The sequence below is a fragment of the Lysobacter sp. OAE881 genome (genome assembly GCF_040546665.1).
In the GTDB taxonomy this organism is placed as follows: Bacteria; Pseudomonadota; Gammaproteobacteria; order Xanthomonadales; family Xanthomonadaceae; genus Lysobacter_J; species Lysobacter_J soli.
Map to the genome: position 1 here is coordinate 3,899,469 of NZ_JBEPOG010000001.1, position 25,786 is coordinate 3,925,254.

At 67.5% G+C, this 25,786-nt stretch carries 25 protein-coding genes; 17 read left to right on the plus strand and 8 right to left on the minus strand.

From position 1 onward, the window contains the following. A complete protein-coding gene (locus ABIE51_RS17860; protein WP_192632821.1) occupies positions 1–270 on the minus strand; it encodes a hypothetical protein in 270 nt (89 codons plus the stop codon). Between the two features lie 49 nt (positions 271–319). After that, positions 320–775 (minus strand): PA2169 family four-helix-bundle protein, encoded by a 456-nt coding sequence (locus tag ABIE51_RS17865; protein ID WP_115841845.1) that lies wholly within the window; start codon positions 773–775, stop codon positions 320–322. A gap of 188 nt (positions 776–963) precedes the next feature. On the opposite strand from ABIE51_RS17865, the gene ABIE51_RS17870 reads away from it, so the two are divergent. From ABIE51_RS17870 to ABIE51_RS17910, 9 genes are all read left to right on the plus strand, one after another. After that, a complete protein-coding gene (locus ABIE51_RS17870) occupies positions 964–1,704 on the plus strand; it encodes a response regulator transcription factor (protein ID WP_115841846.1) in 741 nt (246 codons plus the stop codon). 70 nt (positions 1,705–1,774) lie between these two features. After that, entirely contained in the window at positions 1,775–2,317 is a 543-nt protein-coding gene (locus ABIE51_RS17875; RefSeq protein WP_192632820.1) for a biliverdin-producing heme oxygenase, read from the plus strand. Next, complete coding sequence (locus ABIE51_RS17880) at positions 2,314–4,017, plus strand: GAF domain-containing protein (RefSeq protein ID WP_192632819.1); 1,704 nt, start codon at positions 2,314–2,316, stop codon at positions 4,015–4,017. Before ABIE51_RS17875 ends, ABIE51_RS17880 begins: the two co-directional genes overlap by 4 nt. A gap of 405 nt (positions 4,018–4,422) precedes the next feature. Next, positions 4,423–5,202, plus strand: coding sequence for a DUF2092 domain-containing protein (locus tag ABIE51_RS17885; protein ID WP_192632818.1), 780 nt, complete (start codon positions 4,423–4,425; stop codon positions 5,200–5,202). Further along, entirely contained in the window at positions 5,199–5,765 is a 567-nt protein-coding gene (locus tag ABIE51_RS17890; protein ID WP_354504646.1) for a hypothetical protein, read from the plus strand. Before ABIE51_RS17885 ends, ABIE51_RS17890 begins: the two co-directional genes overlap by 4 nt. Positions 5,766–5,876: 111 nt before the next feature. After that, positions 5,877–8,501 (plus strand): hypothetical protein, encoded by a 2,625-nt coding sequence (locus ABIE51_RS17895; RefSeq protein WP_192632817.1) that lies wholly within the window; start codon positions 5,877–5,879, stop codon positions 8,499–8,501. A 93-nt stretch (positions 8,502–8,594) separates the two neighbouring features. Then, positions 8,595–9,548, plus strand: a complete 954-nt coding sequence (locus ABIE51_RS17900; protein ID WP_192632816.1) for a SphA family protein — start codon at positions 8,595–8,597, stop codon at positions 9,546–9,548. Positions 9,549–9,570: 22 nt separating this feature from the next. Further along, positions 9,571–10,368, plus strand: coding sequence for a transporter (locus tag ABIE51_RS17905; protein WP_192632815.1), 798 nt, complete (start codon positions 9,571–9,573; stop codon positions 10,366–10,368). Continuing rightward, complete coding sequence (locus ABIE51_RS17910) at positions 10,368–11,579, plus strand: BamA/TamA family outer membrane protein (RefSeq protein ID WP_192632814.1); 1,212 nt, start codon at positions 10,368–10,370, stop codon at positions 11,577–11,579. Before ABIE51_RS17905 ends, ABIE51_RS17910 begins: the two co-directional genes overlap by 1 nt. Before the next feature lie 7 nt (positions 11,580–11,586). Here the strand turns inward: ABIE51_RS17910 and ABIE51_RS17915 are convergent, their stop codons facing one another. After that, entirely contained in the window at positions 11,587–12,078 is a 492-nt protein-coding gene (locus tag ABIE51_RS17915; RefSeq protein ID WP_192632813.1) for a low affinity iron permease family protein, read from the minus strand. 177 nt (positions 12,079–12,255) lie between these two features. On the opposite strand from ABIE51_RS17915, the gene ABIE51_RS17920 reads away from it, so the two are divergent. From ABIE51_RS17920 to ABIE51_RS17930, 3 genes are read left to right on the plus strand one after another with little or no spacing between them, the layout of a single operon-like run. Next, positions 12,256–12,444 (plus strand): hypothetical protein, encoded by a 189-nt coding sequence (locus ABIE51_RS17920; protein WP_115841854.1) that lies wholly within the window; start codon positions 12,256–12,258, stop codon positions 12,442–12,444. A gap of 7 nt (positions 12,445–12,451) precedes the next feature. Then, complete coding sequence (locus ABIE51_RS17925; RefSeq protein WP_192632812.1) at positions 12,452–13,621, plus strand: DUF3182 family protein; 1,170 nt, start codon at positions 12,452–12,454, stop codon at positions 13,619–13,621. Next, positions 13,611–14,399 carry an alpha/beta hydrolase family protein gene (locus ABIE51_RS17930; protein ID WP_192632811.1) on the plus strand — a complete coding sequence of 263 codons (789 nt, stop codon included), beginning with the start codon at positions 13,611–13,613 and terminating at the stop codon, positions 14,397–14,399. Before ABIE51_RS17925 ends, ABIE51_RS17930 begins: the two co-directional genes overlap by 11 nt. A gap of 626 nt (positions 14,400–15,025) precedes the next feature. On the opposite strand, the gene ABIE51_RS17935 is transcribed toward ABIE51_RS17930, so the two are convergent. From ABIE51_RS17935 to ABIE51_RS17945, 3 genes are all read right to left on the minus strand, one after another. After that, positions 15,026–16,027 carry an SDR family oxidoreductase gene (locus ABIE51_RS17935; protein ID WP_115841856.1) on the minus strand — a complete coding sequence of 334 codons (1,002 nt, stop codon included), beginning with the start codon at positions 16,025–16,027 and terminating at the stop codon, positions 15,026–15,028. A 93-nt stretch (positions 16,028–16,120) separates the two neighbouring features. Continuing rightward, a complete protein-coding gene (locus ABIE51_RS17940) occupies positions 16,121–16,483 on the minus strand; it encodes a BON domain-containing protein (RefSeq protein ID WP_115842069.1) in 363 nt (120 codons plus the stop codon). A gap of 135 nt (positions 16,484–16,618) precedes the next feature. Then, complete coding sequence (locus ABIE51_RS17945; protein ID WP_192632810.1) at positions 16,619–17,551, minus strand: S41 family peptidase; 933 nt, start codon at positions 17,549–17,551, stop codon at positions 16,619–16,621. Positions 17,552–17,643: 92 nt separating this feature from the next. On the opposite strand from ABIE51_RS17945, the gene queD reads away from it, so the two are divergent. After that, positions 17,644–17,997 carry a 6-carboxytetrahydropterin synthase QueD gene (queD, locus tag ABIE51_RS17950; RefSeq protein ID WP_157031213.1) on the plus strand — a complete coding sequence of 118 codons (354 nt, stop codon included), beginning with the start codon at positions 17,644–17,646 and terminating at the stop codon, positions 17,995–17,997. A 24-nt stretch (positions 17,998–18,021) separates the two neighbouring features. Here the strand turns inward: queD and ABIE51_RS17955 are convergent, their stop codons facing one another. After that, positions 18,022–20,310, minus strand: a complete 2,289-nt coding sequence (locus ABIE51_RS17955; protein WP_192632809.1) for a patatin-like phospholipase family protein — start codon at positions 20,308–20,310, stop codon at positions 18,022–18,024. A gap of 190 nt (positions 20,311–20,500) precedes the next feature. Here ABIE51_RS17955 and ABIE51_RS17960 point away from each other — a divergent pair, with 190 nt between their 5' ends. The 4 genes from ABIE51_RS17960 (at position 20,501) to yiaA (ending at position 22,546) form a co-directional block, all read left to right on the plus strand. Next, positions 20,501–20,917, plus strand: coding sequence for a phasin family protein (locus ABIE51_RS17960; protein ID WP_157031215.1), 417 nt, complete (start codon positions 20,501–20,503; stop codon positions 20,915–20,917). Between the two features lie 194 nt (positions 20,918–21,111). Next, entirely contained in the window at positions 21,112–21,492 is a 381-nt protein-coding gene (locus ABIE51_RS17965) for a DUF2384 domain-containing protein (RefSeq protein WP_192632808.1), read from the plus strand. After that, complete coding sequence (locus ABIE51_RS17970; protein ID WP_192632807.1) at positions 21,489–22,034, plus strand: RES family NAD+ phosphorylase; 546 nt, start codon at positions 21,489–21,491, stop codon at positions 22,032–22,034. The genes ABIE51_RS17965 and ABIE51_RS17970 overlap by 4 nt, the downstream gene beginning before the upstream one ends. Before the next feature lie 107 nt (positions 22,035–22,141). Further along, the gene (yiaA, locus tag ABIE51_RS17975; RefSeq protein ID WP_192632806.1) at positions 22,142–22,546 is read left to right on the plus strand and encodes an inner membrane protein YiaA; all 405 of its coding nucleotides are present in this window, start codon (positions 22,142–22,144) and stop codon (positions 22,544–22,546) included. A 66-nt stretch (positions 22,547–22,612) separates the two neighbouring features. Here yiaA and ABIE51_RS17980 read toward each other — a convergent pair whose 3' ends face one another. Continuing rightward, entirely contained in the window at positions 22,613–25,780 is a 3,168-nt protein-coding gene (locus ABIE51_RS17980) for a multidrug efflux RND transporter permease subunit (protein WP_192632805.1), read from the minus strand. Positions 25,781–25,786: the final 6 nt, after the last annotated feature.

Consider the following 25,786-nt stretch of genomic DNA (forward strand, 5'->3'; position numbering starts at 1 on the left):
TCAGGCGCGCGCTTGGCGCGACTTGCGCCGCGCCACGATGCATTGACCGACGATGGCGGTGATGAGGATCGCCACGTTGGTGGCGACGAACACCTTGTTTCCCACCATCGCGCTGTAGGCGACGAAGCCTACCGACGCCACGCACTGGCCGATGAACAGCCAGCGCGAGACGCCTTTCGCCTCCGGGTCGCGCGCCATGGTCACGACCTGGCGGATGAGCGTCGCAAGAAGAACGATCGACGCGAGCCAGCCGATCACATCGGGATTCATGCGGCGCGTCCCGTGCAGTGGCCGGCGCGGTTGATGGTGACGCGCTCGGTCAGCCCAGTGCCTCGAAGCCGTGCTTCAGGCGGCTCATTTCGTCGTGGCCCTGCTTGACCGAGGCGTAGGCCTTGTCGATCGCGTCGCGCGCGGCCGGCGAGAGCTCGAGGTCCTTCAGCGCTTCCTCGTACTTGTGCTTGATGTGGTCCTCGCCGCGCTCGACCTCCTTGACCACCGCCTCGTCGCCCTTCGTCAGCGCGGCGCGCAGGTCCACGAACACGCGATGCGCGCCGGCGAGCACGGTGCCGTCGTCCTCGGGCTTGCCGCCCTGCGAGACGACGTAGGCCTGCAAGGCCGCGACCGCTGCCTGGCGCTCGCTCGCGCGACGCTCGAACAGCGTGCGCAGCGTCGGGTTCTGCGCGTCGCTCGCCGCCTCGCGGTAGCCGTCCACACTGTCGATGGTGGTCTCGATGAGGCTGTTCACCACGTGCAGTTCATGTTCGATGTTCGCCATTGCAGTCTCCGTTTCGGTTTGCGATGAGCTCGATCATCCGGGCGATGCGGCGACGGAATCGTGAACGCGCAGACGACGTTAAGTCTCTTCATCGTTGCGTTAAGCGTGTTGCGGGAACGCTCTCACGTGCGCGTCACGGTTCTTCACCGAGTCTTGAAATCCAGAGGTTTTCTTGCATCGGTACGCACATGAACCAGAACGGTCGACTCATCCTGATCGTCGAGGACCACCTTTCCATCGCGGAAATGCTCGGCGGTTATTTCGAGGCGGGTGGCTACGAAGTGGATTACGCCCGCGATGGTGCCGAAGCACTGCGGCTCTCGGCGAACAACCCGTACGACGCGATCCTGCTCGATCGCAACCTGCCCCGCATCGACGGCGTGGAAGTGTGCCGCCGCATCCGCCAGGAGCAGCGCCGCTCCACGCCCATCCTCATGCTCACCGCGCGGGACACCGTGGAAGATCGCGTGGAAGGACTGGAAGCGGGCGCCGACGATTACCTCACCAAGCCGTTCTCGATCGAGGAACTCGAAGCGCGCCTGCGTGGCCTGATGCGTCGCTCGCGCAAGACCGCCGGTGAGCCGATCCGCGTCGGGGATCTCGTGCTCGATCCGCATGCGATGAGCGCGGAGCGCGGCGGCACGACGATCCACCTCACGCCCATCGGCTTCCAGATCCTGCACCTGCTGATGCGCGAAGCGCCGCGCGTGGTCAGTCGCGAGGAAATCCAGCGCGAGGTGTGGCGTGACGAGCCGCCGGATTCGGATTCGTTGCGCAGCCATCTCTACATCCTGCGCAAGGCGATCGATCGCGGGCACGACACGCCGCTGCTGCAGACGATCCCCGGCATGGGTTTCCGCATCGGGGAACATCCGTCGGCGTTCACTGCATCGCGCAACCAGCGCGAGAGCGCCACGGCGCAGGGCTGAGCCTGAACGGACCAACGCGGCAAGCACGGATCGGGTAGTCTGGAGCTCCTCGATCGCGCGGGAGCGCCCGATGTCGCTGGGCCCCGTCCGCTCGCATCTGCGCCATGCCACCGCATCCGCGCATGGACGCGTCGATGCGTTGCTTCCCGATGGTGTTTCGAAACACCGCGACTACGCCGCCTACCTGCGCGCGATGCATCGCTTCGTCGCGACCAGCGCATTGCCCGACGGCGCGCGCGATCGCTACCTGCCGCTGCTTTCCGACGATCTGCAAACGCTTGGAATCGTCGGCGAAGCGACGCCCGCGGATGCGGAACCGGAAGACCGCTACGAACGGCTCGGCTGGGCGTACGTGTTCGAAGGCTCCTCGCTCGGCGCGCGCCTGCTGCTGCGCCAGGCTGGCGCGCTGGGTTTCGATGGACGCGCCGGTGCGCGCTACCTGAACGAACATGCCGCCTCCAGCGGCTGGCCGGACCTGCTCCGGCAACTGGAAGACGCCACGCCCGACGCAGGCCAGCTCGATCGCCTCGTCGCCGCCAGCCATCGCGCCTTCGCCGCCGTCGAAGCCGCATTGCGCGACGCCTTGCGCGTCGAAAAGGAAGGAACCGAATGAACATCGCCAACGCCACGGACGCGGAAATCTGCGCGCGCGAACCGATCCACCTGTCCGGCGCGATCCAGCCGCACGGCTATCTGGTGAGCTGCAGCTGGCCCGACTGGACGGTGCGCCATGCCTCGGCCAACGTCGCCGACCTGTTCGACCAGACGCCGGCGCAGCTGCTGGGCACGTCGCTGCGCGAGCACGTCGACGAAAGCATCCTGGAAGCGATCGCCGACGCGCTGCGTTTCATCGAGCCCGGACTGGCCGCGCAGCGCGTGGCGACGACGAACATCGGCGGGCACGGCGCGCTGTGCGATATCAGCACGCACCTGCACCAGGGGTTGGTGCACATCGAGATCGAACCGCAGCAGCCGGGCACGGACAACGTCGGCCCACTGACGGCCAACGCGATGATCGGCCGCATCGCCGGGCAGGATCCGGGCGCGGCGTTCTTCCAGCAGGCCGCGGCACTGGTGCGCGAGCTGACCGGATACGACCGCGTGATGGTCTATCGCTTCCGCCCGGACGAGGCCGGCGAAGTGATCGCCGAAGATCACGCCGATGACATGGAGCCGTATCTCGGCCTGCGTTATCCCGCTTCGGACATCCCGGTGCAGGCGCGGCACCTGTACCTCATGAACCGGCTTCGCGTGATTCCCGATTCGGGCTACACGCCCGTGCCGATCGAACCGCCGCGCCATGCTGGCGGTGCATCGCTGGATCTGTCGCACCACGCGCTGCGCAGCGTGTCGCCCGTGCACCTGGAATACCTGCGCAACATGGGCGTGGGCGCGTCGATGTCGATTTCCATCGTCAGCGGCGGTCGCCTGTGGGGCCTGATCGCGTGCCACCACCGCGTTGCCCGGCTCGTTCCGCCCGGCATCCGCGCCACCGCCGACCTGTTCGGCATGTACGTGTCGATGCGGGTGGCGGGCCACGAGCAGGCCACCGCGATGGCGCTGTACGACCAGAGCCAGCAACTCGGCGACGTGCTGCGCGAAGCGACGCAGAAGGGGCGCGTGCTCGCCGACGTGCTGCCGACGTACCTGCGCGTGATCGCGAAGCTGCTTGATGCCGACGGCGTGATGATGCTGCTGGGCAACCGGCAGCTGAGCATCGGCACCGTCCCGGGCGGCGAGTCGTTCTCCGAGCTGTGCGCGTGGGGCGCCGCGCGCGCGGGTGCGGTCGCCTCCACGCATCTTCGCGAGGACTGGCGCAGCCAGGAACGCCCGGCCGACGGTCTCGCCGGCGTACTGGCCATGGCGTTCGGCCGCGATGGCGACGGCGTGTACTGCTTCCGCAAGGAACAGGTCGAGGAAGTCACGTGGGCCGGCCATCCCCACAAGGCGACGGTACCCACCGACGACGGCCTGCGAATCGCGCCACGGCGCAGTTTCGCCGCGTGGCGCGAGACGGTGCGTGGACAGAGCGTGCCGTGGAGCGACGGCGACCGCCGCATCGCCGAACGGCTCTACGACGTGCTCATCGACCTGCATCGCCGCAGCACCGTGAATGCTGAGGAGCAGTTCGCGCTGCGCCAGCGGCAGCATGTGCGCGACGAAAGCGAACGCCTGTCGCGGCTGGCCGCGATCCTCGGCGACATGCAGCATCTGGACGACGAACAGACGCGGCGCCTGGCCGAACGCATCGGCGAACTCGAACAGCACCTGCGCGGCATCACCGGCACGACGCTCGCGCCCGACGCGGCGTAATCGCGCATCGGGAATGACGGCTCGTCGGCGGACGCGTCGGTCGTTCAGCCTGAACGGATACGCGTTCGCGTGCCCGTCACAACGGTTTCACGCGGCATTGCCGGAAATGTGCCGGCGGTGACATCGCATCTGTTGTACCGCGCGCAAGCACCGCATGCGTCACGCACCAACCGCAACGGGATCGCCGGGAGGGAGGGACGATGTCGAGCAGGCAAACCGTGCTTCGCCGTGGCGGCGAAGCAGCGCGCACGATGCGCGGCTGCAGCTTCGCGCGCGACACCATCCTCTGCATGCACATGAAGACAGGCGCGTCGCCGGCCCTTCGCGGGCAGTGACGTGTCGCCATGGCCGCAGCGCGGCCACGCGGCGCCCGCCGGGGTCGCCGCAACATCGAGGAGGTGCGCAATGCGTCGTTCTTCGTTGTTCGTCGTCATCGTGGCCATCGCGTGCGCCCCGGCGCTCGCGCGTGCGCAGACAGCCGATGTACCCTCCTCCGCCATCATGGCCGCGCCGCAGGTGCAGCCCGAGGCGATCGCCGCGCTGGAGAAGATGTCCGCTTACCTCCGGTCGCTGAAGCAGTTCGGCCTGCATGCCGACACCACCATCGACCTGGTGATGGAGGACGGGCAGAAACTGGAGTTCCCGGGCACGCTCGACTACAAGGTTCGTTCGCCGAACGGCCTGTACATCGGCATGAAGAGCGACCGCAAGGAGCGCGAACTCTATTACGACGGCAAGACGCTGACGGTCTACGGCCCGCGCAACAAGCTGTACGCGCAGACGCCGGCACCGCCGACGATCGCGGGGCTGCTCGCGCTGGCCGAAGACAAGTACGGCATCGAACTACCGCTCGCGGATCTGTTCCTGTGGGGCACGGCGCGGGCCCCGGTCTCGTCGCTGCGTTCGGCAGCGTACGTCGGCCCGGCGCGCATCGACGGCAGCGTCACCGACCAGTACGCCTTCCGCCAGGACGGCGTGGATTGGCAGATCTGGATCGAGGCCGGCGACAAGCCGCTGCCGCGCCGCATGGTGATCACCACCACCGACGATGCGGCGCAGCCGCAGTACGCCAGCACGCTGCGATGGAACACGAACGCGACGATTCGCGACGGCGATTTCGCGTTCACGCCGCCGAAGGATGCGCATCGCATCGAGCTGGTCGCCGCGCAGGAGGTGTCGCCATGAAACACGCTGCGACGAAACATCGCGCGTCGAAGCGGCACGCCCCACCGCACGCGAACCCGTGGCGCAACACGATCGCCATCGGCGCGGGCATCGGACTGCTGGCCGGTGCGGTCGCGTTGCTCGCGGTCACGTCCGACGCACATGCGGGTCCACGCGCCCGCGGCGGTGCGCGCACGAGCGTCAATCACGCTGGCGCCGGTGGGCATGCGGTCGCACCCAGCCGCAGCGCGAACACGAACGTCAACCGCAACACCCAGGTCAATCGCAGCACGAACGTCAGTCGCAACACGAACATCGACGTCCACAACGACATCGACATCGACGTGGACAACGGCTGGCATCACGGCTGGTACGACGACCATCCGGTCGCGACCGCGGCCGCGGTCACCACGGCCGTCGCCGTGACGGCGGCGGCGGTCGGTTCGATCGTGAATTCCGTGCCGCCGAGCTGCGTTACCACCGTCGTCAACGGCATCGCGTACCAGCAGTGCGGCAGCACCTGGTATCAGCCGCAGTACGCAGGAACCACGGTGCAATACATCGTCGTGAATCCACCGAATTGACGATTCATCGCTGAAATTTTCTGGGCTTGCCTGCTCGCGTTTCCTGTCACCATCCGCCGCCCACCACGTCGTTCACGCGTCGCTGGGAACGACCTTGCAAACGGAGTGCATATGCGTATCCAGTCGTTGGTGTTGAGCGCGGCGATGGCGTTGTGTGTCGCGGTTCCTTCGACAGCGCAGGTCTTGCTGGTTTCGCAGTCGTCCACATCGGATGCCGCCGCGAACATCGACGCGCGCCCCTTCCCGCGGCAGTTCACGCAGAACGGCACCACTTTCAGCGTCCACCAGCCGCAGTACGACAGCTGGAACGACAACCAGCTCAAAGGACGTTTCGCGATGTCGGTCAACACCGGCACGCACAACGGCGCGGACGGCAAGCCGGAACAGACCGCCGACTACGGCGTGGTGACCTTCCAGGCGCGCACGCAGATCGACAAGGACGCGCGCGCGGTGGTGCTGCGCGACATCCAGCTGACGAACGCGAGCTTCCCCACCGCCACCGCGAAGCAGGCTCAGTACCTGGAACTGGTGCGCGCGCAGCTGAAGCAGAAATCCACCCTCACCGTCTCGCTCGACCAGCTCGAATCCGCGCTGGCGATCGCCGCCGTGGATGCGAAGACGCCGGCTTCGCTTCCCGTCCGCAACGATCCGCCCGACATCCTCTTCAGCACGCAGCCGGCGGTGCTGGTGCTGGTCGACGGAAAGCCTGCGCTGAAGCCCAGCGGCGTGGCCGGCGTGCAGCGCGTGATCAACAGCCGTTCGCTGCTGCTCGAGCAGAACGGCCAGTACTACACGCATCTGGCTGGCCATTGGGCGAAGGCGGCGTCGCTGGACGGTCCGTGGACGCTTGCGCCCACGGTCGACGCGAAGCTGACGCAGGCGATGCAGCAGGCGGTGTCGTCGAAGCAGGTCGACACGCTCGACAAGCCGCCGCAGGCGCTCGCCGACGCGTTCGCCAACGGAGGGATGCCCGCGCTGTACGTGCGCACGCATCCGGCCGAACTGATCACGGTGCAGGGCGATCCGCAGTTCGCCTCCATCGAGGGCACCCGACTCAGCTACGTCACCAACACAGGTGCGGACGTGTTCGTCGACGCCGGCGCGGACAACGCGTGGTACGTGCTGGTATCGGGTCGTTGGTTCACGGCGCCGGGCAGCAAGGGGCCGTGGCGCTACGTGGCGCCAAACCGGCTGCCGGCGGACTTCGCGAAGATCCCGCCGCAAAGCCCGAAGAGCGGCGTGCTCGCGTCGATTCCCGGAACGCCGGAGTCGAAGGAAGCGCTGATCGCCAACGACATCCCGCAGACCGCGACGGTGAAGAAGGCGCAGGCGAAGCTCACCGTCGCCTACGACGGCGCGCCGCAGTTCGCGAACATCGAAGGGACCTCGCTGCAGTACGCGCGCAACACGGCGGTGCCGGTGATCCGCGTGGCGAACGACAGCTACTACGCGGTCGACAAGGGCATCTGGTTCGCCGCGTCCTCGCCGACGGGACCGTGGACCGTCGCCACCAGCGTTCCTCCCGCGATCTACGGCATCCCGACCAGTTCGCCGCTGCATTACGTCACCTACGTGCGCGTGTACGGCAACGACGGCGACGACGTGTACGTCGGTTACACGCCGGGTTACTACGGCACGGTCGTGACCGACAACGTCGTCGTGTACGGCACGGGTTACGCGTGCACGCCGTGGGTCGGCGCGTACTGGTACGGCTGCCCGGCGACGTACGGCATGGGCGCGTATTTCGGCTGGAACCCGTGGGTCGGCTGGAGCTTCGGCTGGGGCTGGGGCTGGTACGACGGCTGGTACGGCCCGTACAGCCCGTGGTGGGGCCCGTGGTACGGCCCGGCGTATCCGTACGGCTGGTGGGGTGGCGGCGCTGCGGCGTGGAATGTGTACGGCCACTGGGGCAACGCCGCGGTGCGCGGCACGGCCGCGGCGTGGGCGGACCCGTGGACCGGGAACGTCGGTCGCGGCGCACGCGGTGGCTACTACAACGAAGCCACCGGCGGGCGCGGCATCGGCCGTGCGGGCGTCAACACCAACGTCTACACCGGCACGACCAGCGCGGGGGCGCAGGGCATCCGCTACAACCCGGAGACCGGTCGCGTGGTCGCGGGCGGCGGCGCCGCGGCAGTGAATCCGTACACCGGCCAGGCCGCGCGCGCGGGCGAACGCACCGTCGTGAACACCAACACCGGCCGAGTGACGCAGGCCGCGGGCGGCGCGGCAATCGGCCCCAACGGCGCGGGCGCGGCTGGCGCGTTCAACACGCAGGGCCCGAACGGCAACGACGCGCGCGGCGCGGGCGGCTTCCACTACAACGCCGACACCGGCACGTTGAACCGCGGCGGCGTGGTGCAGGTGAACGACGACGTCTACGCCGGTCGCGACGGCAACGTCTACAAGCACGACGAGAACGGCTGGACGCAGGTCGATCGTCCCGACCGCTCGCAGAACCTGTCCGGCCAGACGCGGCAGAACGTGGATCCGGGTGCGCTCGACGGCGACCGTTTCGCGCGCGAACGCGGCGACGCGCGCATCCGCGGCGATGGCGGCTCGCTCAATCCCGCTGCGTTCGAGCGCCAGGGCGGCGCGATGGAACGCACCGGCGGCTTCGAGCGCGGCGGTGGCATGCAGCGCCCTGCGGGCGGCATGCAGCGGCCGGTCGGCGGCTTCCGTCCGGGGCTGGGTGGTGGCGGCTTCCGCGGCGGCGGCGGTTTCCGTCGTCGCTGATCCATCGACGCGCGGCGGCGGCCATGCGCCGCGCCGCGTCTGTTTCCTCGACGCCGGATGAGACGGCGTCTGAATTGGCTTGGAGAGAGAACGATGAACACCCGTCACCTGCTCGCCGCCGGCATCGCGCTGGGTTGCGCCGCGCTGGCCCAGCCCGCGTTCGCGACCGAAGGCGCGCTCGGCCGCACCATCACCGGCACGAACGTGCAGTCCTTCGCCGGCGTCGTGCCGCCGACGCCGGGTTTCAATGCCGCCATCGGCTACGTGCACTACAGCGGCGAGATCAGCGCCTCGCGCGAAGTCCCGCTGAACAACCAGCTGACGCTCGGCATGGACGCGACCTTCGACATGCTCAGTGTCACCGGCCTGTATGTCTGGGACACGGGCGAAGGTCGATGGAACTTCGCATCGATGGCGACGCTGCCATTCGCGGAAGTCGACGTCACCGCCAACGTGTCGATCGGCTCGCGCACCGGGCGGGTGAACGACAAGGCCGACTGGGACGTCTTCGACCCGTTCTTCGCGCCGATCATCGCCGGCTACCACTTCGACCAGACCCGGCACATGACGCTGGCGCTGTACGTCTACACGGACTGGGGCGATTACGACCCCGACCGGCTGGCGAACCTGAGCCTCAACAACTGGACGTATTCGCCGACCATCGGCTACACGCAGCTAATGCAGAAGGGCACGCTGGAATTCACCACCGTCGGCGCCGTCGACATCTACACGAAGAACGACGCCACCGATTACCAGAACGGCGCGGTGTTCCGCCTTGACGCGCAACTGGTCAAGCGTTTCGCCAATGGCTGGGGCGTAGGTGGGATCGGCGGCTGGATCCAGCAGATCGAGGACGACGAAGGCCCCACGGCCGACCGGCTCAACGGTTTCAAGGGTCGCGCCTTCGCGCTTGGGCCGACGGTCAACTACACGAACAAGTGGGACGGCGGCCAGGTCGAATTCGCCGCCCGCTGGCTCACCGAGTTCGACGTGAAGCGGCGCATCAAGGGCGATCCGCTGATGGTGACGGCCACGATCGCCTTCTGATCACGAACACGGAGGTTCGAGCATGTGCACGCGCGTCCTTTTCGCAATCGTTCTTGCCGCCGCCACGGTGCCTGTCGCGCATGCGCAGGAAAGCGCCGACGAACTGGCGAAGAAGCTGTCGAACCCCGTTGCGTCGATGATCAGCGTGCCGTTCCAGTACAACGCCGATTTCGGCTACGGCAGCGAGGACGGCACGAAGCAGACGCTGAACATCCAGCCGGTGATTCCCGCATCGATCTCGCAGGACTGGAACCTGATCACGCGCGTGATCGCGCCGGTGATCTACCAGGAGGACATCGCCGGCAAGTCCGGCAGCCAGTTCGGCCTGGGCAACATCACGCCGACCTTCTTCTTCTCGCCCAAGCAGCCCACTGCCGGCGGCCTGACGTGGGGCATCGGCCCGGTGTTCCTGCTGCCCACCGCCAGCGACGACCTGCTCGGCGTGGACGAATGGGGCGCGGGCCCGAGCGTGCTCGTGCTGCACCAGGGCAAGCACTGGACGGTCGGCGCGCTCGCCAACCACATCTGGTCCTTCGGCGGTTCGGCGAACGATCCCGACCTCAGCAACACGTTCCTGCAGCCGTTCTTCGCGCGCCAGTTCCCGGGCGGGCGCACGCTCACCTTCAATTCCGAATCCACTTACGACTGGGAAAACCAGCAGTGGACGGTGCCGATCAACGTGCTGTACTCGAAGGTCATGCGGATCGGCGGGCAGACGCTGAGCTTCGCCGGAGGTGTGCGCGGTTACGCCGACGCGCCGCGCGGCGGGCCCGACTGGGGCGTGCGGCTGGTCGTGACCTTCCTGGTGCCGGAACACTGATGTGCCGCGCGGCACTGCGCTGCGCGCTGACGCTCGCGGGCGTGCTCGCGTGCGCCACGACCTTCGCGCAGTCGGGATCCAGAACCGCGGCGCCGGCTTCCGATGACGCGGCCGCTGAAAAGCCCGGCCTGCGCGCCCTGCTCCACGATCCGAAAGACGGCAAGTTCGACATGTCGCGGTGGCTGCTGGAGCGCAAGGGCGGCTTCCTGCCGGTGCCGATCATCGTCAGCGATCCGGCCGTCGGTTATGGCGGCGGATTGGCCGCGCTGTTCTTCCATCGCCCCGCGGGTGCGGCGACCACGCGCACGACGGCCGACGGCCGCCAGCAACTCGTGCCGCCCAACCTCTTCGGCGGCATGGCGATGAAGACCGAGAACGGCACGCATGCCTACGGCGGCGGCGCGATGCTGCACTTCAAGGACGATCGCTGGCGCTACACCGCCGGCGTCGCGAAGGCGTCGGTGAACCTCGACTTCTACACGCCGGGCCGCTTCACCGAGCCGCTGGCGATCGGCTACAACGCCGACGGCCTGGTCTCGTTCCAGAAGATCGCGCGGCGGCTCGGCGAGGAGAACCTGTACCTCGGCCTGTCGTGGACGTACATGGACCTGGATCTCAGCTTCGACGTTGCCGGCGACGCGCAGCGCTTCACGCCGAAGGAGCGCGCGCAGACCACGTCGGGGCTGGGCCTGTCGCTGCAGTACGACACGCGCGACAACTCGTTCACGCCCAACAGCGGCTGGCTGGGGCAGATCGAAGGGAACTTCTACGACGACGCCTTCGGCAGCGACACGACGTTCCAGAGCTACCGCTCGCACACCTTCGCCTACCTGCCGATGGGCGGGGAACGTTTCGTGCTCGGCGGTCGCATCGACATGCGCTGGGCCAACGGCGACATCCCGTTCTATCGCCTGCCGTTCATCGACCTGCGCGGCGTCGGCTCGGCACGCTACGCGGATACGCGCGCGGCAACGCTGGAAACCGAACTGCGCTGGAACACCACGCCGCGCTGGGCGCTGATCGGCTTCCTCGGCGCCGGCCGCACGTGGGGCCGCCACAACAATTTCGGCGAGGCGCCGAGCCAGGTCGCGAAGGGCGCGGGCGTGCGCTACAAGATCGCCAGCGTGCTCGGCCTCTACACCGGCCTCGATTACGCGTGGGGCCCGGAAGACGAGACGCTCTACGTGCAGGTCGGCAGCGCCTGGCGCTGAGGGCGCGTCACTCTCCGCGCGGCGCCGGCTCGCGATGTTCGCCGCGATCGTCGTAGCCGCCATCGCGTTCGCCCGATCGTGCCGCATCCGTCTTGCGCGCATGCTCGTGCGCCGGCGAGTCGCGCCGCCGGGAATCGCTATGTTCGCGCGCTAGGCGGGCGAGTTCCTCGTAGCGCTTGCGCAGGCGGTCCAGTTCGGCCTGGTCGAGTTCCTCCAGGTCCAGCAGCGTGTTCTCGGCCATGCGCGTGGCGCGAATCAGCTCGTCGAGCTTGATCTGCATCGCCTCGGTGTCGCGGTTCTGCGTGTTCTGGATCAGGAACACCATCAGGAAGGTGATGATCGTCGTGCCGGTGTTGATGACCAGCTGCCAGGTGTCGCTGAATCCGAACATCGGCCCGCTGACCAGCCACATGACCACCACCAGCACCGCCAGGCCGAAGCACGAGGCATTGCCGGTCCAGCGGGCCGCACTCTTGGCGAACTTGCTGTGCCAGTCCATACGAGGCGTCGTGGCGCGGCCCGTCGCCGCGACGAAACCATCCGCCGCGCGGGCGAAAATCCACGTGAACAGCAGCGTCCGGTGACGCATTCACGACCACCCGCGCCATCACGCGGCGTTACCCGGGCGCGGTCGTATCGTCGATGCAACATCGATACGCAAGACCGGAGCCGCGCCATGTCGCAGGATCGTAAGGACCCGCCGCTGCACGACGACAAGAAGACCTCGCAGGACAAGCCCGAGGACCCGCGCGAGCGCGAGAAGCGCAAGCAGCACGAGAGCGAGAACCAGGACCAGGCGCTGGAGGAAACCTTCCCGGCGAGCGATCCGGTATCGCCCTTCGTGCCGGCCAAGGCACCGGACTGACGGCACGATGGCGGCCGGCGGAGTCTGGACCCAGACCGCACCCGACCCCGGCCGCGCTGCCTGCGCAGACGGTGCCGGCTGCGTGGTCGAACTGCTGCGACGCGATCGTCGCAGCGAACACGAGGCCGCGACCGGCCGCTGGATAGGCGAACGCGTCGCAACGCTGCTCGATTTCGAATACGGAGGCGTGCACGACGCCGGCGTGCGGTACGACGCCCCGCCGTTCTTCTTGCCCGACGTCACGCTGCTCGCCACCGATGCGCACGAGCTGGGCATCGCCGGGCCGCAGCAGTTGCTCGGGGGCGTCGTGCCGCACGCGTTCGTGGCGACGAAGGCGATCACGCATCCGCTGGTCGACGGCGCGCGCACGAAGCCGGAAGGCTGGTCCGACGAACTCGGCCGCGCGCTCGACGACGTGACGCTGCCGGGCTTTGCGGCCTTCACCGTGGAAGATGTCGGGCGCGCGGCGCGGTCGCTCTTCGAACAGGGCCTGCCGGCGCGCATCAAGCGCGCCGACGGCATCGGAGGCCTCGGGCAGTCGGTCGCGACCGAGCGCAAGTCGCTCGACGCCGCGCTCGCGCACCTTGACCCGCAATCGCTTGCGCGCCTCGGCGCGGTGGTCGAACTCAACCTCAAGCCGGTGACGACCTACAGCGTCGGCACCGTCGCGCTCGGGTCGCACCGCATCGCCTACTTCGGCATGCAGACGCTCACGCGCAACCGGTCAGGCTTGTCGGTGTACGGCGGCTCCTCGCTCGCGTGCATCCGGGGCGACCTCAACGACCTGCTCGCCACGTTGGACGACGAAGCCGAGCGTCGCGTCCTGCGCTGCGCGATCCGCTACGACGCCGAGGTGTCGCGCGCGTATCCGGCGTTCTTCGCATCGCGTCGCAACTACGACGTGGCGCTGGGCGTGGATCCGTCGGGCATGCCGCGCACCGGCGTGCTCGAACAGTCCTGGCGCGTGGGCGGTGCGACGCCGGCGGAGATCCTCGCGCTGGAAGCGATGCATCGCGATCCGCTGCTGTCGCGCGTGAATGTGTCGACGCACGAGTTCCACGCGCTGGTCGATCCACCGCCGGGCGCGCAGGTGTCCTTCCGTGGCGAGGATCCGCACGTCGGCCCGATGACGAAGTACGCCATGCTCGACGCGCAGGACGATGCGCATGGACGTTAGCCTCGAAACCATCGAACTGGCGGTCGAACAGGAGCGCATCAGCGGAACGGTGCTCTCGCCGCCGTCGCAGCTGCCCGGCGTGCTGTTCGTGCACGGCTGGGGCGGTAGCCAGGAACACGACCTGGTGCGCGCGCGCGAAGCGGCGGGCATCGGCTGCGTCTGCCTTACCTTCGACCTGCGCGGGCACGAGCGCACCGCGCGGCACTGGGAGAAGGTCAACCGCCCGCAGAACCTCGCCGACCTGCTCGCCGCGTACGACTGGCTCGCGGCGCGGCCCAATGTCGATCCGGATGCGATCGCGGTGGTCGGCATCAGCTACGGCGGGTATCTGGCGGCGTTGATGACGGCGCAGCGACCGGTGCGCTGGCTCGCGCTGCGCTCGCCGGCGATCTATCGCGACGAAGGCTGGAAACGCCCCAAGCTGCAGCTGCATATCGACACCGACCTGGTGGCGTATCGACAGCGCCGCATGGACTGGCAGGAAAACGCCGTGCTGCGCGCATGTGCGGAGTATCGCGGCCACGCGCTGCTCGTCGCGGCCGAACACGACACCGTCGTGCCGCACCCGGTGATCGACAACTACGCCAATGCGCTCCACAACACGCGCTCGCTGACGCGCCGCGTGATCGAGGGTGCCGACCATGCGTTCTCGCAGAAGCCGGCGCAGAAGGCGTACCAGACGATCCTCGTCAAATGGCTCGCCGAGATGATCATGGGCGCCCGCGAGGAAGCGGCGATGACGAAGCTGCGGGAGCGGAAGGTGGAGGACGCGGAGTAGCGGCGCGTGGGGTTGGAGTGCCGTCGGGCGGTGCTTGGAGTGCGGCGACGTGAGGATGGCTGGGGTGGGTTGATGGCCTCCATCACGACAGATCACCGCAATTACTCCAGATCACCCGTCGTCACTTCACCACCGTCGTCGCTCCAGATCACCCGTCGCTACTTCATCACGCCGTCACTTCACGACCGCCGTCACCTCAGAACACCGTCATCCCGGCGAAAGCCGGGACCCAGGCCTGCGACCTTCGGGCACTCTCCTCCGCGGCTAAACCATGTGCCGTCATTCCCGCGAAGGCGGGAATCCATGGACTTTTCATGCTTTGCGGGCAGCGCTTCCGACCTGCGCGTGCGGCTGTTCTAATCCCGACACTCCAATGCAACGCGAAGGCGTGGAGCGTCCATGGATTCCCGCTTTCGCGGGAATGACGAGCAACAGCACGAGCGACGGCAGAGGCGACTCCTGGCGCGACGGCAGGAGCAGAAGCAAGCAAAGGCAAAAGGCGCCACTCCGTCGACGGCACCACCGCCATCCATGGCGTCAGGCATCAGGCTTCGGGACGCCCTGCCCGGCCATCCATGGCCAGGCGTTCGGCAGGCCACGCGGCAGTGCCGCGTAAGCGGCCTGCCTCACCCATACGGCCCGCCCATGACCGGCAGCACGATCCCGTTGACGTACGACGAGCACACGGGCGATGCAAGAAACACATACGCGGGCGACAGTTCTTCCGGCTGCGCGGGACGGCCCATGTCGCTGGATTCACCGAACTTCGCCACTTCCTTCGCATCCCGGTCCGCCGGATTGAGCGGCGTCCACACCGGCCCCGGCGCGACGGCATTCACGCGGATGCCGCGTTCGAGCAGGTTGCTCGCCAGCGACTTGGTGAAGGCGTGGATCGCGCCCTTCGTCGCCGAGTAATCGAGCAGCTGCTTCGAACCGAACAGACCGGTTTCCGAACCCGAATTGACGATGCAGCCGCCTTTCGGCAGATGCTTGAGCGCCGCGCGCGCCATGTGGAAATAGCCGCCGATGTTGGTCTGCAGCGTTTCCTGCAGGTGTTCGTCGGTGAGGTCTTCCAGCGACTGCGCATGCATCTGGAACGCGGCGTTGTTCACCAGGATGTCGAGTTTGCCGAACGCCTGCACGGTCGCGGCCACGGCGCCCTCGCAGAACTTCGGATCCTTCACGTCGCCGGGAATGACCAGGCAGCGGCGGCCTTCCTTCTCGACCGCCGCGCGCGTTTCCTCGGCGTCCTCGTGCTCGTTGAGGTAGACGATCGCGACGTCCGCGCCTTCGCGCGCGTACAGCACCGCCACCGCCCGACCGATGCCGGAATCGCCGCCGGTGACGATCGCGACCATGTCCTGCAGCTTTCCGCTGCCCTTGTAGTCCGGGGCCAGATAGCGCGGCCGCGGATCGAGTTCGTGTTCCTGCCCGGGCTTGTCCTGGTGCTGCGCGGGAAGCGGATTTTCCGGCTGCTTGCGGGTTCCCGCCTGCACCGGCTTCTTCTTCGATTCCGAATCGCCGGCCGACGACTTCTTCGCTTCCTTCGCTTCGACCTGCTCCTGGATCGCCTGCTGCTTCGCCGCGGTGCCATCGGCATTCGACGTGGGCTTCTTCTCTTTCGCCATTGCGTTGTTCTCCTCTTTCCACGACAAAACGCCCGGGTGCGGACACCCGGGCGTTTGCCGCCCGCGCGGCCCCAGGGCCGCCCTATCGGTTCGTTACTTCTTGTCGCCCTTGGCGACGGTCAGGCCCTTGGCATCGACGCTCTTCACGCCCTTGATGCCCTTGGCGACCGAGATCGCCTTGTCATGCTTGGCCTTGCTGTCGACCGTGCCGGACAGCTTCACCACGCCGTTGGTGGTGTCGACGTCGATCTCGGTGCCCGGCACGTCGGACGTCGCCATCAGGTCGGCCTTCACCTTGGTGGTGATCCAGGTGTCGTTGACCGGCTGCGCGGAATCGCTTTCCTCTTCCGCTTCGGTCTGGGTGCGATCCTGCGCAAGCGCCATGGCCGGCGCGGCGATCATCGCGGCCGCGCCGAAGACGGCGGCGAACAAGGTCGAATTCGTTCGGATCTTCATGTCGTGGCTCCCGTTGAAGGTGCGCACAGCTTTCAGCGCAAATGCGTAGTTCCGCGTGAAATCCGCGATATCGCCCGCTTCGCTCGTCGTGTTCGTTCACCGATGCGAATCCGGCGTGTACGACGCGTTTTACGTTCAGCGTGACGCGCGGGCGAGATGTAGCGCGGCGTCGAGCGCCTGGTCGGACGTGGTCACGACGTCGGGCGCGATGCCGGTCGATTCCCAGTTCGTGCGCGTGATCGGATTGATGGGCGAGCCGTCGGAGACGAACACGCTGTACCCGTCGCCGACGTCGATCATGCCGCCGGGATTGGCGGCACCCGCGCTGCGTTCGCCCACGATGGTGGCGCGCTTCGCGCTCTGCAGCGTATAGGCAAACGATTCGGCCGCCGAAGCGGTGCCCTTGTCGACCAGCACGTACAACGGCACCTGCGTGCGCGGCGTGGCGTAAGGCGTGTCGGGCGCCTCGCTGAGCGTCTGCGTGCGCGTGTGGAAGGTGTTGTAGATGTCGGCGCCCGGCGCGACGAAGGCGCTGGCGAGGTAGCCGACCATGCTCGGCGATCCGCCGCGGCAGCCGCGCAGGTCGACGATCATCGCGCGCGTCCCGGCGAGTTTCGCGAGTGCCGCGTCGATCGCGGCGCGCTCGGGCGCGTTCGCGTCGCCGAACTCGAAATGCGCGAACTCGCTCAGGCGGAGATGTCCGATATCGCCCGGCAGGGTTTCCACCGTCGCGATGCCGTGGTTCGCCGGCGGCGAGCGGCGCCGCGGGCCGGCCAGCTGCGTATCGGTCGCGCCTGTGCCCTCCCAGCGCACGCGGAAATGGCGGTCGAGCGGACGCAGGCGCGCCGTCAGTGCGTCGGCCAGCGCCTGCGGTGCGAGTGCGTCGAACGTGCCGCTCGCCGCGTCGCGACGCAGGTCGTCGGCGATGGCCTTTCCACGCGCGGGATCGAAGTAGTTCGCGGCGATGGCATCGGCCACGGCGCCGACCCGCTCGCGCGGGACGGGCGCGGCATGCGCGGCGAAGGCGGACAGCAGCAGGACGGCGGCGACGCGGAGCAGCTTCGGCATGGCGAGTTTCCCGAGGGATTTCTACCTCTGGATGCCGCCGGCGCCGGGAGCGTCGCAGCGCCCGGGCGACGGCCCGGCGGTACACTGCGCGCATGAAAATCTTCAAGGCCTTCACGCTCGAAGCCGCGCACCGCCTGCCCAACGTCCCCGAGGGCCACAAGTGCGCGCGCCTGCACGGGCACAGTTTCCGCATCGAGATCCACGTCGAGGGCGACATCGACCCGCACTTCGGCTGGGTGATGGACTTCGCCGACCTGAAGGCGGCGTTCAAGCCGATCTACGACCGCCTGGACCACCACTACCTCAACGACATCGAAGGCCTGGAGAATCCAACCAGCGAAGTGCTGGCGAAGTGGATCTGGGACCAGCTGAAGCCCTCGCTCCCCCTGCTGTCGGAAGTGGTCGTGCACGAGACCTGCACGTCGGGTTGCCACTACAAGGCCTGAGGCGCGCCACCGGCGCGCCCGGCGTCACTTCACCTGCGGCCGCAGCAGCGAGCCGAACGTCAGGTACCACGAGTTCTCGCCTTCGTCGTTGGCGCCGTACGCCAGGAACATCGGCCCCAGCGGCGTGCTGAAGCCGACGAACAGGCTGCCGGCGAGGATCAGGTCGTCGTCCACCTCGTCCTTTGTCGCCCAGACGTTGCCGGTTTCAAGGCTCGCACCGACGAACATCGGCATCGAGAACAACCGGCTCGTGTTGCCTGTGCGGCGGTACATCACCGCGCGCGCGAGTGCGGTCTGCGTGCCGAACAGCGCGCGTTCGTCGAAGCCGGAAAGATTGAGGAAGCCGCCGAGGAAGCCCTGCGTCTGGAAGAAGCTGTCGTCCTCCAGCGCGCTGCTCAGGTGCGCGCCGAGCAGCAGGTGGTAGCGGCCCCACGCCTGCGCCCAGTCGGCGGTGAGACGTGCGACATCGCCTTCGACGTTCGCGCCGGCGGTGTCGTGGTAGGTCTCCAGGTCCGCGCTCACGCGGATGCCGCGCGTGGGGAAGTTGATGTTGTCCAGCGTGTCCCAGGTCGCGTTGTAGAACACGCCTGCGTACTTCTCCTCGCTGTTGGTGAAGTCGGCCGGATTGCCGATGAGCAGGTCGCCGCGATCCTTGCCGGCGACCAGCTGCGCGCTGACGCGCCATTCCGGTTGCGGTGACCAGCCCGCTTCGACCGCGACCTGGCGCCGGTTGACGCGGTATTCGGCGAGCTGCGCGTCCTCGATCCACAGCGGGAAGGATTCGTTGCGCAACTCGAGCGCGGGCTTCACGTAGAACGCGCCGGTTTCGCCCAGCGGCTGGTAGAACTCCGACAGCAGCCCGGTGATGCGGCCCAGTCGCAGCACGTTGCGCCATTCCGCGCCCAGTGTGTTGACGTCGTTGAACGTCAGCTCCGCCGAGACCATGTAGCTGTTGCGCCCGTTGAAGTTGTCGTCCAGCTGGAAGCCGAGCTTGCCGAACGCCGACCACGGCTTTTCCGCCGGAATGATCTGCAGGCCGCGCTCGCCGTTGCGTTCGACCAGGCGGTAGTCGATCTGCTGGAAGCGGCCGTCGCCGTAAGCCGTGCCGATGGTCTTCTCCAGACGCTCCGCATCGAACGGCTCGTCCAGGTTCGGGGCGACGGCGCGCTCGACTTCGCGCGTTGCCGACGGCGAGCGGCCCTCGACGACGTCGAGGAACGCCACCAGCTTCGGATCGAAATCGCGCTTGCGCTGGCGCTCGCGATAGGCGGCGTACGTCGCCTCGTCCACGGACAGCGCGCGCAGCCGCGGCAGCGCCGCTTCGGCCGCGCGTTCGCCGATGGCGATGGCTTCGGCACCGCGGTTGAATTCCGCGGCGGTGATGTCGCCCAGTTCCGGACGGATGAGCACGTCGTCGGGGCGCAACGTGGCGAGCGTCGCCTCGGTCTTCTCGGTCATCAGCGCCGAGATCATCTGGTCCATGATCACCAGCGGATTGGTCAGCGCCTCTTCCTTGTGCAGCGGCGAGCCGACGTCGACGACGATGAGGCGGTCGGCGCCCATCTGTCGCACGACATCCACGGGCACGTTGTCGACCATGCCGCCATCGACGAGCAGGCGGTCACCCACGCGCACCGGGGCGAACGCGCCGGGCACGGACATGCTCGACCGGATCGCCAGCGCGAGGTCGCCGTCCTCGAACACCACCTTGTCGCCGTTGATGATGTCCGCGGCGACGGCGCGGAACGGGATCGGCAGCTGGTCGAAGTCGTGGACGTTCCAGGTCGAGATCGTCAGCCGCCGCATCAGCATCAGCAGCTTCTGCCCCTGCACGATGCCGACCGGCAGCACGACGCGGCCGTCGACGTAGCCGATCTCCAGGTCGAGCAGGTAGCGGAAATCGGCGTCCTTTCGGCGCATCGGCTGGCCGGGCCGCGGCGGGTCGTCGACGAACATGTCCGCCCAGTCGATGGTGTCGATCAGGTTTTCCATCTCCGCCGGCGTGTAGCCGGTGGCGTAGAGGCCGCCGACGATCGAGCCCATGCTGGTGCCGGCGACCTTGCAGACGGGGATGCGCTCGCGTTCGAGCACCTTGAGCACGCCAACGTGGGCCGAGCCGCGCGCGCCGCCGCCGCCGAGCACTAGGCCGACGCAGGGGAGATGGGCGGGATTGGCCGGGGTGGCCGGATTCCCGGGGGCGATCTGGGCGAAGGCCGGGGAGGCGACGGCTCCCAGCAGGATGGCGACGAGGAGCGCCAGGCGGGTCAGCAGCCCCGGGCGGTGCGGCTTGGAGGTGCGGGGGGCCTGCATCATCGTCCGGTCATCCTGGTTGGCGATCCTGCGCGGGCAGAGCCCGTTGCAGCGGGATTCTGCCACCGGACTTCAACTCCCCCAATGGGACCTGAGTCCCGTGCCGGCCCTTGTTGCACCGCAACAAAACCTCGGTTATGCTGCACCGCACAATCCGAACCCCCTCCCCTCCCCGGATTGCCTGGAGACCACCATGTACCAGCCGTTCAACGAACAGTTCGCCGCCGCGACGCGCCAGTTCGCGGACACGGCCGCACAGGTCAACCGCCTGGCTCTCGACAACGCCGAGGCCGTCTTCGGCCTGCAGCTTTCGGCGATCGAGGACCGCGTCAACGCCACCTTCGCCTTCCTCGGCGAAGCGGCCGAAATCCGCGATTTCGACGGCTTCAAGAACCTGTGGCCGAAGGGCACGCAGGTTGCCCGCGAGAACTTCGAGCGCGGCGTCGCCACCGGCCAGGAAGTCTTCGGCCGCACGATGAAGACGCAGGGCGCGATTTCCGAGCTGGCCAAGTCGCAGTTCGAAGCCGCCGCCCGCGGCGTGCAAGGCGAGGTCGAGAAGACCGTGAAGGCCGCCGCGTCCGTCGCCCCGAAGGCCGCCAGCGTCAAGTAATCCCTACCGCTTCAACTCTCTCCTTTCGCTTTCTTTTTCCGAGACGTCCGCCTCCCCTCCCGGCGGACTGGAAACCCGGCAGCCCGTGCTGCCGGGTTTTTTCTTTTGGGCGATGGTTGCAGCGCTCGCTCCGGCGGGTGGAATTCCGTGCGGATTTCGTGCATGATTAGTGCATGTCTCGACCGGAGTTCCTGATGAACGCCGTCATGAAATCCCGCGCCAGCCTGGCCGAAGCCGTCCGCGAGCCCGACCAGGTCTACCTCTCGCCCCGCCGCATCGGCGACGCGCTGGGCCTGCAGGTGCAGAGTCTGGCCGAACGCGCCCGCGTCAGCCGCAACACGCCGACCGCGCGCCCCCAGAACGAACACCTCCAGCAGTACCTGCGCGACGTCGTGCGCGTCATCGCCGCGGCGGAGGACGCCGCCGGCGGCGATCGCACGCGCGCCATCTTCTGGTTCATGAACGACCCGCTGGCCGATTTCGATTACCTCACCGCCGATGCGCTGGTGCAGGCCGGCAAGGCGCAGGTCGTGATCGACTACATCGAGTCGGTCGCCGGCGGCGCGACCGGATGATCCTGCGCGAGCTGGGCGATGGCGACGCGCTGTATCGCGTCATCGTCCCGCGCTGGTCGCACGCGCCGACCTCCGGTGCCGGCGCGGCACGCAAGGGTGGCCGCTTCAACCGGCCCGGACTCGAAGCGCTGTATCTGTCGAAGGACGCGATCACCGCGCTGGAGGAATACCGCCAGCACGAGCTCCTGCTGCCGCCCGGAACGCTGGTGACCTTCCTGGTCGGCCCGCTCGTCGTGGTCGACTTCTCCGCCGGGTTCGACAGCGCTCGCTGGGAGCCGATCTGGGCCGACTACGCCTGCAACTGGCGACGCCTCGCCTTCGACGAACGCAGCGAGCCGCCGAGCTGGGTGCTGGGCGATATCGCGCTCGATGCCGGTGCCGCCGGCATTCTATTTCCGTCGTCCGCGCATGCAGGCGGTACGAATCTCGTTCTGTTCAACTCCAGCCAGCTGCCTGCGCGGATGCTGCGCGTGCACGATCCGGACGGGCATCTTCCCGGCGACGCGCGATCGTGGCGCGATGCGGACGACGCACGCGATTGATCCTGCGAACTTTTCCAACTTCCCGATTTGACCCGGGCGCTGCACGTTATCGCCGCACGGCATTCCGCCGTCGCCGTGCCCAGCACGTATGACAAGGATGGAATCAAATGGATCTTCGCAAGCCCTCCGGTGCCTTCGTGGGCGCCTCATGGCTGGCCCTGCTGCTCGGCACCTGTGCGTTTCTGGCTGGGCTATGGAACGCCACTATGTCGCTCAGCGAGAAGGGCTATTACTTCACCGTGCTCATGTATGGCCTGTTCTCGGCAGTCTCCATTCAGAAGAGCGTCCGCGATCGTGCTCAGGGCATTCCTGTCACGGCCATCTACTACGGGTTGTCGTGGTTCTCGATTCTGATGGCGCTCACCTTGCTCGTCGTCGGCTTGTTCAATGCGACCAGCCTTACGCTAAGCGAGAAGGGCTTTTATGGAATGGCATTCGCGCTGAGTTTGTTTGCAGCAATCGCCGTCCAGAAAAACACGCGCGACCTTGCATCGCAGCGCGAGGCGATTTGACTGCGCTTTTGCGCCGCAAAGAAAAAGCCCGCCAACCGGCGGGCTTTTTCGTGAAGCGGACGATTGTTACGTCGCCGGACGCGGCGTCGGTTCCTCGTCGTCGTGCTCGATCACCGGCTTCTCGTCCATCTTGTCGCCGAGCAGGCGACGCACCGCGACGTAGAACACCGGGATCAGCAGCAGGCCAAGGAAGGTCGCGAAGATCATGCCGCCGATCACGCCGGTACCGATCGCGTGACGCGAGTTGGCGCCGGCGCCGCTGGAAATCGCCAGCGGGAACACGCCCATGATGAAGGCGAACGACGTCATCAGGATCGGACGGAAACGCAGGTGCGCCGCTTCGATCGTCGCCTCGCGCAGCGTCTTGCCGTGCTGGCGCTGCTCGATGGCGAACTCCACGATCAGGATCGCGTTCTTGGCCGCAAGGCCAATGACCGTGATCAGGCCGATCTTGAAGTAGATGTCGTTGGGCAGCCCGCGCAGCAGCGAGAACAGCACCGCGCCGAGCGCGCCGAGCGGGACGACCAGCAGCACCGCCACCGGCACCGACCAGCTTTCGTACAGCGCCGCCAGGCAGAGGAACACCACCAGGATCGACAGCGCGAGCAGCGCCGGCGCCTGGTTGCCCGACAGGATTTCCTGGTACGACTGACCCGTCCAGTCGTAACCGAAGCCCTGCGGCAGGTCCTTCTCGACAATGTTCTGCATCGCGGTCATCGCTTCGCCCGAGCTGTGGCCCGGTGCCTGCGAACCCACGATTTCCACGGCGGCGTAGCCGTTGTATCGGGTGAGCGACGGCGATGCGGTGATCCAGTGGCTGCGCACGATGTTCGACAGCGGCACCATCGACGTGGCTTCGCCCGGGGCGGCCTGCGTCAGCGGGCTCGGCGTGTAGAAGCGCGTGAGCGATTCCGGACCGGTGCGGTACGGCGCGTCGGCCTGCATGGTCACGCGCTTCACGCGGCCTTCGTCGACGAAGTCGTTGACGTACACCGGCGCCAGCATCAGCTGGATCGCGCTGTAGATGTCGCCCACCGACAGGCCCATCGACTGCGCCTGCACGCGGTCGACGTCCAGTCGCAGCTGCGGCGCGGCTTCCAGTTCGTTCGGACGCACGCCGGTCAGCGCCTTGTCCTGCGCGGCCTTGCCCAGCAGCGTGTTGCGCGCCTCGGTCAACGCGGCGCGACCCTGGCCGCTGCGATCCTGCAGGTACATGTCGAAGCCGCCGAACTGGCCCAGGCCAGACACCGTCGGCAGGTTGATCACGAAGATCTGCGCATCGCGGATCCCGAACAGCGCCATGTTCGCCTTCTGGATGAATTCAGAAGCGGTGACCTTGCGGTCGTCCCACGGCTTGAGGCGGATGAACGCGATGCCCACGTTCTCGCCCTGTCCGACGAAGCTGAAGCCGGCGACGGTGAAGATGCCGTCGAACGCGTCGTCCTTGGCCACCGTTTCGCGCACCTGGTCCAGCACGGCGTTGGTGCGGTTGATCGTCGCGCCGGCCGGCAGGTTGATCAGCGCGATGGCGTAGCCCTGGTCTTCCTCGGGGAGGAAGCTGCCCGGCATGCGCGTGAACAGGAAGCCCGCGAGCACCACGAGCACGCCGAACACCATCATCCAGCGCGGCGCATGGCTGATCGCGTGGCCGATGTGGCCGACGTAGGTCTTGGCGATCTTGTCGTAGTACTTGTTGAAGGTACGGAAGACGATGTTGTCGCGGTGATGATCGGCCGTCGGCTTCAGCAGCGTCGCGCACAGCGCGGGCGTGAAGCCCAGCGCGAGGAACGCCGAGAAGAACATCGCCATTGCGATGGTGATGGCGAACTGCTTGTAGATCTCGCCCGCCGAACCGCCCTGGAACGCCGACGGGATGAACACCGCCGCCAGCACGACCGTGATCGCCACGACCGCGCCGCTGATCTGCGACATCGACTTGCGCGTGGCGGCCTTAGGCGACAGGCCTTCCTCGGTCATGATGCGTTCGACGTTCTCGATCACCACGATCGCGTCGTCCACCACGATGCCGATCGCCAGCACCATGCCGAACAGGCTGAGCTGGTTGATGGTGAAGCCGATGAAGTACATGCCCAGGAACGTGCCGAGCAGCGCGATCGGGATGACCAGCGTCGGGATCAGCGTCGCGCGCAGGTTCTGCAGGAAGATCAGCATCACCAGGAACACGAGCACGATCGCCTCGAACAGCGTCTTGATCACTTCCTTGATCGAGACGGCGACGAAGGTCGAGCTGTCGTACGGCGAGAACCAGGTCACGCCCTTCGGGAACGTGGCCTGCAGCTCGTTCATGCGCTTGGTGACGGCTTCGGCCACGCCCAGCGCATTGGCGCCCGGCGCCAGCTGGATCGCGAAACCGGCCGCGGGCTTGCCGTCCCAGCGGCTGTCGAAGCCGTACGACGTCGCGCCCAGGCCCACGCGCGCGACGTCACGCAGGCGCACCGAGGTGCCGTCGGTGTTGGTGCGCAGGATGATGTTGCCGAACTGCTCGGGCGTGCTGAAGCGGCCTTCGGCGGACACCGTCGCGGTGAAGCCCTGCTCCACCGGCGCGGGGTCGGCGCCGATCTTGCCGGCGGCGAACTGCACGTTCTGCGAGCGCACCGCCTGCAGCACCTGCGTGGCCGACAACCCGAAGCCACGCAGGCGATCGGGATTCAGCCAGATGTTCATCGCGTATTCGCTGCCGAACAGCTGCGTGCTGCCCACGCCTGGCACGCGCGCGATCTGGTCGAGCACGCGCGAGGCGATGATGTCGCTCAGCGCGTCGCGGTCCATCGACTCGTCGTCCGAGCGCAGCGCGACGACCTTCAGGAAGCCCGCGTTCGCCTTGGCGACGACCACGCCCTGCTGCGTCACTTCGGTCGGCAGTCGCGGCGTGGCGAGTGCGACCTTGTTCTGCACCTGCACCTGCGCGATGTCCGGATCGGTGCCCGGCGCGAACGTCAGGGTGATGTTCGAGCCGCCGCTGGAGCTGGACGAGGAGGAGAAGTAGACGAGGTTGTCGATGCCCGTCAGCTGCTGCTCGATGACCTGCGTGACCGCGCCTTCGGCCGTCTCGGCGCTAGCGCCGGGATACGACGCGGACACCGTCACCTGCGGCGGCGCGATGGAGGGATACGACTCGACGCCGAGGTTCAGGATCGCGAGCACGCCGCAAAGCGAGATCAGGATCGCGATGACCCAGGCGAAGACCGGGTGGTTGATGAAGAATCTGGACATGGCGGG

Excerpts from the sequence above, each read along its gene's own strand:
- ABIE51_RS17860 (WP_192632821.1), bottom strand. The coding sequence starts at position 270 with ATGAATCCCGATGTGATCGGCTGGCTCGCGTCGATCGTTCTTCTTGCG.
- ABIE51_RS17865 (WP_115841845.1), bottom strand. The coding sequence starts at position 775 with ATGGCGAACATCGAACATGAACTGCACGTGGTGAACAGCCTCATCGAG.
- ABIE51_RS17870 (WP_115841846.1), top strand. The coding sequence starts at position 964 with ATGAACCAGAACGGTCGACTCATCCTGATCGTCGAGGACCACCTTTCC.
- ABIE51_RS17875 (WP_192632820.1), top strand. The coding sequence starts at position 1,775 with ATGTCGCTGGGCCCCGTCCGCTCGCATCTGCGCCATGCCACCGCATCC.
- ABIE51_RS17880 (WP_192632819.1), top strand. The coding sequence starts at position 2,314 with ATGAACATCGCCAACGCCACGGACGCGGAAATCTGCGCGCGCGAACCG.
- ABIE51_RS17885 (WP_192632818.1), top strand. The coding sequence starts at position 4,423 with ATGCGTCGTTCTTCGTTGTTCGTCGTCATCGTGGCCATCGCGTGCGCC.
- ABIE51_RS17890 (WP_354504646.1), top strand. The coding sequence starts at position 5,199 with ATGAAACACGCTGCGACGAAACATCGCGCGTCGAAGCGGCACGCCCCA.
- ABIE51_RS17895 (WP_192632817.1), top strand. The coding sequence starts at position 5,877 with ATGCGTATCCAGTCGTTGGTGTTGAGCGCGGCGATGGCGTTGTGTGTC.
- ABIE51_RS17900 (WP_192632816.1), top strand. The coding sequence starts at position 8,595 with ATGAACACCCGTCACCTGCTCGCCGCCGGCATCGCGCTGGGTTGCGCC.
- ABIE51_RS17905 (WP_192632815.1), top strand. The coding sequence starts at position 9,571 with ATGTGCACGCGCGTCCTTTTCGCAATCGTTCTTGCCGCCGCCACGGTG.
- ABIE51_RS17910 (WP_192632814.1), top strand. The coding sequence starts at position 10,368 with ATGTGCCGCGCGGCACTGCGCTGCGCGCTGACGCTCGCGGGCGTGCTC.
- ABIE51_RS17915 (WP_192632813.1), bottom strand. The coding sequence starts at position 12,078 with ATGGACTGGCACAGCAAGTTCGCCAAGAGTGCGGCCCGCTGGACCGGC.
- ABIE51_RS17920 (WP_115841854.1), top strand. The coding sequence starts at position 12,256 with ATGTCGCAGGATCGTAAGGACCCGCCGCTGCACGACGACAAGAAGACC.
- ABIE51_RS17925 (WP_192632812.1), top strand. The coding sequence starts at position 12,452 with ATGGCGGCCGGCGGAGTCTGGACCCAGACCGCACCCGACCCCGGCCGC.
- ABIE51_RS17930 (WP_192632811.1), top strand. The coding sequence starts at position 13,611 with ATGGACGTTAGCCTCGAAACCATCGAACTGGCGGTCGAACAGGAGCGC.
- ABIE51_RS17935 (WP_115841856.1), bottom strand. The coding sequence starts at position 16,027 with ATGGCGAAAGAGAAGAAGCCCACGTCGAATGCCGATGGCACCGCGGCG.
- ABIE51_RS17940 (WP_115842069.1), bottom strand. The coding sequence starts at position 16,483 with ATGAAGATCCGAACGAATTCGACCTTGTTCGCCGCCGTCTTCGGCGCG.
- ABIE51_RS17945 (WP_192632810.1), bottom strand. The coding sequence starts at position 17,551 with ATGCCGAAGCTGCTCCGCGTCGCCGCCGTCCTGCTGCTGTCCGCCTTC.
- queD (WP_157031213.1), top strand. The coding sequence starts at position 17,644 with ATGAAAATCTTCAAGGCCTTCACGCTCGAAGCCGCGCACCGCCTGCCC.
- ABIE51_RS17955 (WP_192632809.1), bottom strand. The coding sequence starts at position 20,310 with ATGATGCAGGCCCCCCGCACCTCCAAGCCGCACCGCCCGGGGCTGCTG.
- ABIE51_RS17960 (WP_157031215.1), top strand. The coding sequence starts at position 20,501 with ATGTACCAGCCGTTCAACGAACAGTTCGCCGCCGCGACGCGCCAGTTC.
- ABIE51_RS17965 (WP_192632808.1), top strand. The coding sequence starts at position 21,112 with ATGAACGCCGTCATGAAATCCCGCGCCAGCCTGGCCGAAGCCGTCCGC.
- ABIE51_RS17970 (WP_192632807.1), top strand. The coding sequence starts at position 21,489 with ATGATCCTGCGCGAGCTGGGCGATGGCGACGCGCTGTATCGCGTCATC.
- yiaA (WP_192632806.1), top strand. The coding sequence starts at position 22,142 with ATGGATCTTCGCAAGCCCTCCGGTGCCTTCGTGGGCGCCTCATGGCTG.
- ABIE51_RS17980 (WP_192632805.1), bottom strand. The coding sequence starts at position 25,780 with ATGTCCAGATTCTTCATCAACCACCCGGTCTTCGCCTGGGTCATCGCG.